Here is a 9,521-nt window from a genome sequence, read left to right on the forward strand (position 1 = left end):
GGAAAAAATAAATAATCAGACCGTTGCGTAAAAAAGCCAAGTTACGGCGCGCAAATCTCAGCGGCGTGAGGCGTGCTGTTGTGCGCCGCAGCGACTTCGAGATGCAGCGCAACGCGGAAATTGGGTTTTTGTACGGAACTGTCAATGCCGTCAGGCTCACGCCACAACGACCCAGCGAAGGAGGCACAAGATGACCAAAATCCTCGTTTTATACTACAGCATGTATGGCCACATAGAGGCCATGGCGACCGCGGTCGCCGAAGGGGCGCGCAGCGTCGTCGGCACCGATGTCGTCATCAAACGGGTACCCGAATTGATGCCCGAAGAGGTTGCCAGAAAAGCCGGCGCCAAGCTCGATCAAGCCGCACCGATCGCAACGGTGGAAGAACTACCGAACTACGACGCGATAATTTTCGGCACCCCGACCCGGTTCGGCAACATGTGCGCCCAGATGCGCAATTTCCTGGATCAGACCGGTGGGTTATGGGCCGGCGGAAAGCTGGTCGGCAAGGTGGGCAGCGTGTTCACCTCCACGGCCACCCAGCACGGAGGTCAGGAAACCACCATCACCTCGTTTCACAACACGCTGTTCCATCACGGCATGATCGTCGTGGGAGTTCCCTATTCCTGCCAGGAGCTCAGCAACATGCGTGAAATCACCGGGGGGTCACCCTACGGGGCGACCACACTGGCCGATACCGATGGCAGCCGCATGCCTTCGGAGAACGAATCTAAAATTGCCCGCTTCCAGGGTGCACACGTAACAGAAGTGGCCAGGAGACAATCAACCGATCGGGACAAGCGATAGTCCCCACGGCTGCCCCCTGCCACACCACACCGCACGCGGATCACCCAACCGGCGGTTGAGCGGGTCAGGGCAGGCGCTCGGGGTCACCGGAACATCGAGTTCGGGAAAGACAGCCAATGGCGAAACTGGGATCAAAAGAGAGGCCCATTGTTGTCCGGGTTCAAACAGAGGAAAGAGCCAAATACGTCGCCGATATTTGTGAAAAAAACGGGTGGCAGTTTATAGCCGCTTTGGAACCTGACAAGCCTGAAGACATTTCAGACCTGGAAAAGGCTTTGAACCCTCCCCAGGCGGTCAAATCGGAAAAGGTCGGCAGAAACAGCCCGTGCCCATGCGGCAGCGGCAAAAAGTACAAGAAATGCTGCGGCGCCATCGGCGCATGACGAATTTTGCGCCGGCAGCCGGCTCTTGGCGAACACAGCGGCGGAGGCCGCTGCTGGATGAAAGGAGCCTCGATAGATGTTCAACCTTATTCGCCCCGTGTTCAAGATCATGCTGACGGTGTTCCTGGCGTTCACCGCCTCCCCGCCGGAGGCCGCGGCAGGCGGCTGCCCCGGGCCGCACCAGGTCGGTGAAGCGACGCTGCCGGAGATTCTTCAGTTCGTCCAGGAAAAAAAGATGGTCGTTTTAACCTTTGCCGGCTTCTCGGGTGCCGGGTACGAAAACCCCGCGGCGATGATCGAAAATGCCTCGGAGATCCTTCGAAAGCAGGACCCGGAAAAGACATTGATCAATATCGGCGCCACCCGGGATGGCATCGGTGCCGTCTATGAAGTGGCCAAGGCCATGGGTTTCACCACGATGGGAATCGTCTCCTCGCTGGCGCAGGCGGAGGGTGTCGCCCTCTCGCCGTGCGTGGATCACGTTTTTTACGTGCAAGACGACAGTTGGGGAGGAAGGGTCCGCGGCGGGGAACACCTGTCGCCCACCTCCGAGGCCATCGTGGAGGTCAGTTCCGCCTTCGTCGGCATCGGCGGCGGCGAGGTCGCCCGGGACGAGCTGTCCGCGGCCCGCAAGCGGGGAAAGCCGGTGGTCTTCATCCCGGCGGACATGAACCACAGGCGCGCCAGAGAAAAGGCCCTGAAGCGGGGCGAACCCGAGCCCACAGACTTTCGCGGTTCGGCGCATGCCGGGTTGGCGACGGGATCATAGCCGGTCGGTGGCGCTCCTCCAGTGCTCGTCGGCTGACAGCCGAAAGCCCTTCCGCTACCCCGTAAAACGCCGATCTTTCAGGTTTCCCTTGAGATCGATGCCGTACTTCCGCATCCGGTTCCAGACCGTCACCCGGTTGATCCCCAGAAGCCGGGCCGCCTGCGTCTGATTTCCCCCCGTTTGCCGCAATGCTTCGAGCAGGGCGGCCTTTTCCCCCGAAACGCGCCCCTCCCCGAAACCGCCGCACGCCCCGCCAAATCCCGGCGTGAATTGCGGCGGCAGGTGCTCGCGTTTCACCTGGCCGGCATCGGCAATCACGAAGGCATAGGCCAAGGTGCTCTTGAGCTCGCGCACGTTTCCCGGCCAGCCGTAGTCCATGAAAAGCCGCAGAACATCCGGTGCCAGGGCCGTGATCGGCTTTCCCGTGTCTTTGCGAAGGTTTTGAATGAAACGGTTCACCAGGATGGGGATGTCCTCCTTGCGCTCGCGCAAAGGCGGCAGGTGAATGGGGATCACGTTGATACGAAAAAACAGGTCCTCCCGGAATTGTTTGCGGGTGACCATCTCGGGCAGGTTTTTGTTGGTGGCGGAGATGATCCGCACATCGACCCTCACCGGACGGTGATCGCCGACCCGGTCGAACTGCCCGGTTTCCAAAACCCGCAGCAGTTTGACCTGCACGGGCAGCGGCACGTCGCCGATTTCGTCCAGAAAGATGTCCCCGCCGTCGGCCGCCTCGAAACGCCCGGTGCGGTGGCGGTAAGCCCCGGTAAACGCGCCCCGGATGTGGCCGAAGAGTTCGCTTTCCAGCAGGGCGTCGTTTAGGGCGGCGCAGTTGAGCTGCACGAAGGGGCGTTCGCGCCGCGGCCCGATACGGTGAATCGCATGGGCCACGAGCTCCTTGCCGGTGCCGCTCTCCCCGCTGATGATCACCGGCGCATCGCTTCCCGCCACCCGCTCGATAACATCAAATACCCGCTGCATGGCCGCCGATCGGCCCAAGATTCCGTGGAAATCCCCGCTTTGGTCCAGCTGACGGGCCAGCCGGCCGACCTCCTCGCCGAGACGGTCCACCTCGGACATGTCGGTTAGGGTCTCGACGGCCCCCAGCGGCTGCCCGTTGTCGTCCACCAGCAAGGTAGCGTTCTTGGCCACCGCCACAAACCGACCGCTTTTGGTGCGCAGACGGCAATGACAGCGCACCTCCCGGCTTTTGTCAAACAGGGCGCACCATGCCACCTCGCTGCGGTTGAGGATCTTTTCGCAGCCGTCGCACTGCAGTACGATGCACGAGCGGCCCACGACCTCGTCGGCCCGGTAGCCGGTGAGGCGCTCGAAGGCTCGGTTGACCGAGATGATCGTACCATCGGTACCGATGATCATCAGGCCGTCGCTCATCGTGTCGACGATGCGTTTCCAGTAGTGGTTGAGCTGGCTGTCCAGCATGGGTCTCCCCGGGAAGTGTTTAAACGTTTAAACGATTGTTTAAATACAACAGGTCCCCACAATTGGCAAGGTCGATTCAAGAAAAACCTTAAAAATCTGAATTTATTTTATTTTTATCAAAATTTGGGCGGGATCGGGATCGGCACGAACTTTGCGCAAACGGTTGACGGGGAGGCGATCACCATGACTCCACCGGACCGGCTCGATCTGGTCGGCGTTGGCTGGCCCATCTGTCTGCTGACATACCAGCAGCGGGCCCACCGCCTGGCACCCGGCGCGCTGATCGAAGTATCCATCGAAGACCCCGACGTTGCCGCCACCATTCGCCAACTGGCCCGGCGCCAGCAGGACCGCATCGTCGGTGAACAGCAAGACGGCCGGGTGGTGCGGCTTCTGATCCAGAAACAAACGGATTGCAGCCCACCCCGGGCCCATCTGAAACCGACCAAAACCGGAAAAAGGGCGTCTGGAAGATCACACCAGACGCATGCCAAAAGCCCTGCCAAGGAGATTCCATGAAGCTGACACGACGCGGGTTCTTCAAGATCACGGGAGCGGCGGGGGCTGCGGCGACGGTCAGCAGGGCCTACGCCGCCAAGGCCTCGCCGGCACCGGAGGACCCCTTCGGCTGCCTGGTGGACCTCACCCGCTGCATCGGCTGCCGCAAGTGCGAGGACGCCTGCAACCGGGTCAACGACCTGCCGCCGCCCGCGCGCTCCTTCGAGGACCCCACCGTCCTCAACCGCCCGCGGCGCCCCGATGAAAAGGCCTTCACGGTGGTCAACCGCTATTTTCCGGGCCAGCGCGACGCCAGCAACCAACTGGTGCCGACCTTCGTCAAGATCCAGTGCATGCACTGCCAGGAGCCGGCATGCGCCTCGGCGTGCATCGTCGGCGCCCTGACCAAAAAAGAAAACGGCGCGGTGCACTACGACGTGACCCGCTGCATCGGCTGCCGCTACTGCATGGTGGCCTGCCCCTTCGAGATCCCGGCCTACGAATACCACGACCCCATCACCCCGCGGGTGATGAAGTGCACCTTCTGCTTCGAGCGCATCAGCGAGGCGGGCGGCCTGCCGGGCTGCGCCGAGATCTGCCCCACCGAGGCGATCACCTTCGGCCGGCGCAAGACCCTGCTGGCGGTGGCCAAAAAGCGCATCCAGGACAACCCCGCCCGCTACCTCCAGGAGATCTACGGCGAAAAGGAGGTCGGCGGGACCAGCTGGATGTACATCACGGCGGTACCCTTCGAGAAGCTCGGGTTCATCGATGTGCCGGACAAACCCACCCCCCGGCTGGCCGAGACGATTCAGCACAGCCTGTTTGCCTACCTCTGGTCGCCCATCGTGCTCTACGGGCTTCTGGGGGGCATCATGTGGGCCTCCCGCGGGAACCGGCCCCACCCCGAAGACGAGGAAGGAGATCGCCGATGACCCACCACCCCTACCCGCTCAAGACCCGCTTCTGGACCCCGGGGGTCGTGGTGCTGGCCGTGTTGATGGCCGCCGGCGCCCTGGCCATGGCGGCCCGCTTCATCGGCGGCATCGGCTATGTGTCCAACCTGTCCACGGCCCGGCCCTGGGGGCTGTGGATCGGGGTGGACGTGGCCTCGGGGGTCGCGCTGGCCGCCGGCGGCTTCACCACCGCCTTTCTGGCCCACATCGTCGGCCGGCACTACTACGAGCCGGTGGTGCGCCCGGCCCTGCTCACCGCCGTGCTCGGCTACACCTTTGTGGTGATCGGCCTGCTGGTGGACATCGGGCGTTCCTGGGCCATCTGGAAACCGATGGTCTTCTGGAACTTCAACTCGGTACTCTTCGAAGTGGCCATGTGCGTGATGTTCTACCTCAACGTGCTCTACATCGAATTTTTGCCGGTCGTGGCCGAGCAGTACAAGGGCCGGGTGAACCTCCCCGGCCCCCTGGCGGCCCTGAACGGGCTGGTGGAATCCGTCCTGAGCCTGGCCGACCGCGTGCTGGACAAAATCATGTGGGTTTTCATCATCGCCGGGGTGGTGCTCTCGTGCATGCACCAGTCGAGCCTGGGCTCGTTGATGCTGGTGGCGCCCACCAAGGTCCACCCCCTGTGGTACACCCCGATCCTGCCGCTGCTCTTTCTCACCTCGGCCATCGCGGTGGGGTACCCGATGGTGGTCTTCGAAACCACGCTGGCCACCAGTTCCTTGAAACGCGACGGCGAGATGCGGGTTCTCGCCCCGCTGACCCGCATCACGATCTACCTGCTGGGGCTTTACATGGCGCTCAAGATCGGGGACATGGTGGTGCGCGGCACCTACGTGCACCTGCTGGAGGGTACGGCCCAGACCAACGCCTTCCTCGTGGAGATGGTCCTGGGGGTGATCGTGCCCTGGCTGATGCTGCTATCCGAGCGGGTGCGCCGCAGCCGCCGGGCCCTTTTCGCCGCCTGCGCCATGATCGTGGGCGGGGTCCTGCTCAACCGGGTCAACGTCTTCGTGGTGGCCTACACGCCGCCGGTGAGCGAGGCCAGCTACTTTCCAGCGGTGGGGGAAATTCTCATCACGGTCGGCCTGATCGCGACCCTGATGTTCATCTACCGTTTCCTGGTCACCCATCTGCCGGTTCTCTCTGCACCGGCCCGGGAGGTGTCTGCATGACGAAACCATTCTCATCCGGACGGGCGTTGCGGTTCCTGATCGCACTGATGACGGTGCTGGTGGCCGCCCCGGCATTCGCGGCCGGAAACCCGGAGGCCGACGAACTGGCGCTGAGCCCCGAGTGGAAGGCACCGAACCAGGAGGAGGCCCGGCAGCGCGCCCAGGAGGTGGTGCCCTTGATCGAGGCGGTGGTGGACGAGTGCCAGCTCTGCCGCCAGCAGCGGCTGCGGGATGTGGGCCTCGGGGTGAAGGACATCGTTCACAGCTATTTCCTGCTGGAAAGCCCCATCATCAAAAAGCGCGAGGACCACTACGGGCCGGTGCGCTTCATGCACACCAAGCACGCCGCGGCCATCCAGGACTGCGCCATATGCCATCACGCGCGACCCGCCGACCCGTCCGCCAAGGAGACCGTGCGCTGCAGCGCCTGCCACCAGGAGGCCTTCCGCACCGATCATCCCGAGCGGCTGGGGCTCAAGGCGGCCTATCACCAGCAGTGCATCCAATGCCACCGCGACAAGGCCAAGGGGCCGGTGGACTGTGCCGGCTGTCACCCGAAAAATGTGCCGGACCACAAGGAACTGGTCAAACTTGGGGCCAACCCCGAACCCTGGGACGTGACGGAGGAATGCCTGCGCTGCCACGCAGCGGCCGGTGAGGACATGCTGGCCACGGCCCACTGGCTCTGGAAGGGCCATTCGGCTTACACCCTGAACCAGCAGAAGAAGGTCATTCACGGCAAGGGGACGACCGCCATCAACAACTTCTGAATGAGCCCCATCAGCAACGAGGCTCGTTGCACAAGCTGCCACGCCGGATACGGTTGGAAAGACGACACCTTTGATTTCAGCGACCGGACCCGCATCGACTGCCTGGTCTGCCACGACACCACCGGAACCTACAAAAAGACGCCCACCGGGGCCGGGATGCCCGATCCTGCAGTCGACCTGGTCACGGTCGCCCAGAACGTGGGCCACAGTTCGCGCAAGACCTGCGGCGAATGCCACTTCAACGGCGGGGGGGCCGAGGCCGTCAAGCACGCCGACATGTCGCGCCAGCTGCTGCAGCCCGACCGCGCCTGCGACGTGCACATGGGCGGCTACGACATGCAGTGCGCCGAGTGCCACACCACCCGCAACCACCGCATCCCGGGCCGCAGCTCCTCGGTGCCGGTGGTCGAAGGGGCCCTGAACTGCCAGGACTGCCACGGCGCACGCCCCCACTACGGCAACAGCATCCTGGACCACCACCTCAACAAGCACTGCGAAAACATCGACTGCAACACCTGCCACTCCCCGGTCTACGCCAAGTGCAAGCCCACCAAGGTCTGGTGGGACTGGTCCAAGGCCGGCGACAAGACGCGCAAACCCCGCAAGGACAAGTACGGGATGGGGGACTACGACCCGAAGAAGGGAGAATTCGCCTGGCGGGAGTCCGCCAAGCCGGTCTATCGCTGGCACGGCGGATTCTACAAGCGCGTTCTGCTGGGCGACCGCATTGACCTGGAGGCGGCGGTGACCAATATTGCCGAGCCGGTGGGATCCATCCGCGACCCCAACAGCAAGATCGCGCCGTTTAAGATCATGAAGGGCGTCCAGCCCGCGGACGCCAAGCACGCCCATCTGCTGGTGCCGCATCTCTTTCCCCGGGACAAGGAGGACAAAACCGCCTTCTGGAAACACTTCGACTGGCAAAAGGCCATCACCGAGGGCATGCGGGTTGCCGGCTTGCCCTACAGCGGCAACTTCAAATGGGTGGAGACCTGGATGTACTGGGGCGTGGACCACGAGGTAATGCCCGCGGACATGGCATTGTCCTGCGTCCAATGCCACGACAGTCTCAAGGGCGAGCGCACCTGCGACCGCTGCCACCAGGACAGCCGGCTGATCGACTTCAAGAAGGTGGCTCACAAGGGAACCGACTTTTCCTGGATGGCCGAAAGGGGCCGCGACGTCAGCCACCTGGTGGGCACCACCGACTACATCGACTTCAAGGCCCTGGGCTACAAGGGCGATCCCATCGTCCACGGCGGACGCTTCAAGAAGCTGCCCATGGGTTACAGACCGGCCGGTCAATAGCGGATGGCGGCGTAGAAAATCCAATTTCGGCGCTGCGGCGTACCTTGAGTACGCCTCACGCCGCTGAGATTTGCGCGCCCTGGACTTGGCGCTTCTAAATAACTAACCGCTAAACCGTTTAGGCCAGGGGTTTTTCGAAGACGATAGCCCTATTTCAAGCGCTTAATGCGGCCGGCGTTTTAAATCCCATCGTCCCGGGCCGAGCATCGCAGCAGCCGGCGATAAAGGCCCTGTGGCTGTCTGAGCGCAAGCGAGTTCCACAGGGCCCGCCGACTGCGAGAAGCGCAGGGCAGCCCGCAGGGCCCCGGGGCGCGGGCGGTTTCTTTTGGTTCGTTTTCTTGTCCGCACAAGAAAATGAACAGTACCCAATCGAAAGTGCCAACTCCCGGACCAGCCCTGCCGCCCCCATGAAAGTTCCTTTCTGCGAAAACACAGCAAAGCGGGCAAACTTTCTGCGAGGGTGTTGGGGTGAGCTAACGGGCTGCGACCATCAGTTCAGGGTAAATGCTGCAGCCGACTAAAAACACTGGTGGCACCGCATCCCCATTTTCCTTTTTCTTTTTTTCTCACACCACCTGTTGACGGTCCCACACTTCTCATCTCGACTATCAGGGCCCCTCCGGCTGCCCTCTTCACTTCCATGAAACCCCCATCAGCGCGTCATCAGCGCCTGAATCCCATTGACAGCAGCGAAGGCGATATGGTTAACAGGAAGCATGCCCTTTCCCTTGAAGGCAGCTAAACCGAAACGTGAAACGGAGGAGGAGATGATGAACAGATGGCGTTCGGCGGAGTTGGCGGTGCTGGTGCTGATGGTGGTCGCGGCGGCGCATCCGGGTCTGGCCCAGTCCGAGGAGGTGTTTCCCTGTGTGGCGGCGGAAAATCTCCAAACGGAGGTGGCACCCGGGGCCGCGCTCGAGTCGCTGACCTGCATGTTCAAAAAATATGAGGGTCAGGAAGTGCTCCATCTGAGCGTCGGGTTGAAAAATGTCAGCGACCAGCCGCAGCGTTACCGGGTGAGGATTTTCCTGGACAACGGCAAGGCGGTTGCCGGCCTGGTGCCGGCCCAAGCGAGCAAAGGGCTGGTGGAACCCGGCGCCTCGGCCGCTTTTGTCTATCCGGTGATCGGCATGACGGGAAAACCCCAGGGTGTTTAGCTGACCATTACGACGTTGACGGAGTGACGGAAAAATCCAGGGTGCGGCATGTTGTCTTGTGAGCAATTTGTAAAAAACTTCAATTAAACGACTGGAGGGAATTCATGAAACAGAGAATTCTGGCAGTGTGCCTGTGCATCGCACTGGTTTTCGGAATGAGCGGTCTCGCGGCGGCCAAAACCGAGTTTATTTCCATCGGCACCGGCGGTACCGGCGGCGTATATTATCCCCTGGGCGGCGGTATT

At 62.3% G+C, this 9,521-nt stretch carries 10 protein-coding genes; 9 read left to right on the plus strand and 1 reads right to left on the minus strand.

What is annotated here, in order from left to right:
* Window positions 1–190 precede the first annotated feature (190 nt).
* From wrbA to LJE63_08775, 3 genes are all read left to right on the plus strand, one after another.
* A complete protein-coding gene (gene wrbA / locus LJE63_08765; protein ID MCG6906704.1) occupies window positions 191–808 on the plus strand; it encodes an NAD(P)H:quinone oxidoreductase in 618 nt (205 codons plus the stop codon).
* A gap of 125 nt (window positions 809–933) precedes the next feature.
* On the plus strand, window positions 934–1,191 hold the full coding sequence (locus tag LJE63_08770; protein MCG6906705.1) for an SEC-C domain-containing protein: 258 nt from the start codon (window positions 934–936) through the stop codon (window positions 1,189–1,191).
* Between the two features lie 76 nt (window positions 1,192–1,267).
* Window positions 1,268–1,960, plus strand: coding sequence for a hypothetical protein (locus tag LJE63_08775; GenBank protein ID MCG6906706.1), 693 nt, complete (start codon window positions 1,268–1,270; stop codon window positions 1,958–1,960).
* 54 nt (window positions 1,961–2,014) lie between these two features.
* Here the strand turns inward: LJE63_08775 and LJE63_08780 are convergent, their stop codons facing one another.
* Window positions 2,015–3,406: a sigma 54-interacting transcriptional regulator gene (locus LJE63_08780; GenBank protein ID MCG6906707.1), complete on the minus strand. Its 1,392-nt coding sequence runs from the start codon at window positions 3,404–3,406 to the stop codon at window positions 2,015–2,017.
* A gap of 15 nt (window positions 3,407–3,421) precedes the next feature.
* On the opposite strand from LJE63_08780, the gene LJE63_08785 reads away from it, so the two are divergent.
* The 6 genes from LJE63_08785 (at window position 3,422) to LJE63_08810 (ending at window position 9,276) form a co-directional block, all read left to right on the plus strand.
* Window positions 3,422–3,925 (plus strand): hypothetical protein, encoded by a 504-nt coding sequence (locus LJE63_08785; GenBank protein ID MCG6906708.1) that lies wholly within the window; start codon window positions 3,422–3,424, stop codon window positions 3,923–3,925.
* Window positions 3,922–4,839, plus strand: coding sequence for a 4Fe-4S dicluster domain-containing protein (locus LJE63_08790; GenBank protein MCG6906709.1), 918 nt, complete (start codon window positions 3,922–3,924; stop codon window positions 4,837–4,839). Before LJE63_08785 ends, LJE63_08790 begins: the two co-directional genes overlap by 4 nt.
* Window positions 4,836–6,041 carry a Ni/Fe-hydrogenase cytochrome b subunit gene (gene hybB / locus LJE63_08795; GenBank protein ID MCG6906710.1) on the plus strand — a complete coding sequence of 402 codons (1,206 nt, stop codon included), beginning with the start codon at window positions 4,836–4,838 and terminating at the stop codon, window positions 6,039–6,041. Before LJE63_08790 ends, hybB begins: the two co-directional genes overlap by 4 nt.
* On the plus strand, window positions 6,038–6,811 hold the full coding sequence (locus LJE63_08800; protein MCG6906711.1) for a cytochrome c family protein: 774 nt from the start codon (window positions 6,038–6,040) through the stop codon (window positions 6,809–6,811). The genes hybB and LJE63_08800 overlap by 4 nt, the downstream gene beginning before the upstream one ends.
* Window positions 6,812–8,119 carry a tetrathionate reductase family octaheme c-type cytochrome gene (locus tag LJE63_08805; protein ID MCG6906712.1) on the plus strand — a complete coding sequence of 436 codons (1,308 nt, stop codon included), beginning with the start codon at window positions 6,812–6,814 and terminating at the stop codon, window positions 8,117–8,119. It abuts the gene before it with no gap.
* A gap of 770 nt (window positions 8,120–8,889) precedes the next feature.
* Window positions 8,890–9,276, plus strand: coding sequence for a hypothetical protein (locus LJE63_08810; GenBank protein MCG6906713.1), 387 nt, complete (start codon window positions 8,890–8,892; stop codon window positions 9,274–9,276).
* Window positions 9,277–9,521 lie beyond the last annotated feature (245 nt).

Source organism: Desulfobacteraceae bacterium (assembly GCA_022340425.1).
Classification (GTDB): Bacteria; Desulfobacterota; Desulfobacteria; order Desulfobacterales; family JAABRJ01; genus JAABRJ01.

Coding starts and splice junctions, on each gene's coding strand:
- wrbA (MCG6906704.1), top strand. CDS start 191: ATGACCAAAATCCTCGTTTTATACTACAGCATGTATGGCCACATAGAG.
- LJE63_08775 (MCG6906706.1), top strand. CDS start 1,268: ATGTTCAACCTTATTCGCCCCGTGTTCAAGATCATGCTGACGGTGTTC.
- LJE63_08780 (MCG6906707.1), bottom strand. CDS start 3,406: ATGCTGGACAGCCAGCTCAACCACTACTGGAAACGCATCGTCGACACG.
- LJE63_08790 (MCG6906709.1), top strand. CDS start 3,922: ATGAAGCTGACACGACGCGGGTTCTTCAAGATCACGGGAGCGGCGGGG.
- hybB (MCG6906710.1), top strand. CDS start 4,836: ATGACCCACCACCCCTACCCGCTCAAGACCCGCTTCTGGACCCCGGGG.
- LJE63_08800 (MCG6906711.1), top strand. CDS start 6,038: ATGACGAAACCATTCTCATCCGGACGGGCGTTGCGGTTCCTGATCGCA.
- LJE63_08805 (MCG6906712.1), top strand. CDS start 6,812: ATGAGCCCCATCAGCAACGAGGCTCGTTGCACAAGCTGCCACGCCGGA.
- LJE63_08810 (MCG6906713.1), top strand. CDS start 8,890: ATGAACAGATGGCGTTCGGCGGAGTTGGCGGTGCTGGTGCTGATGGTG.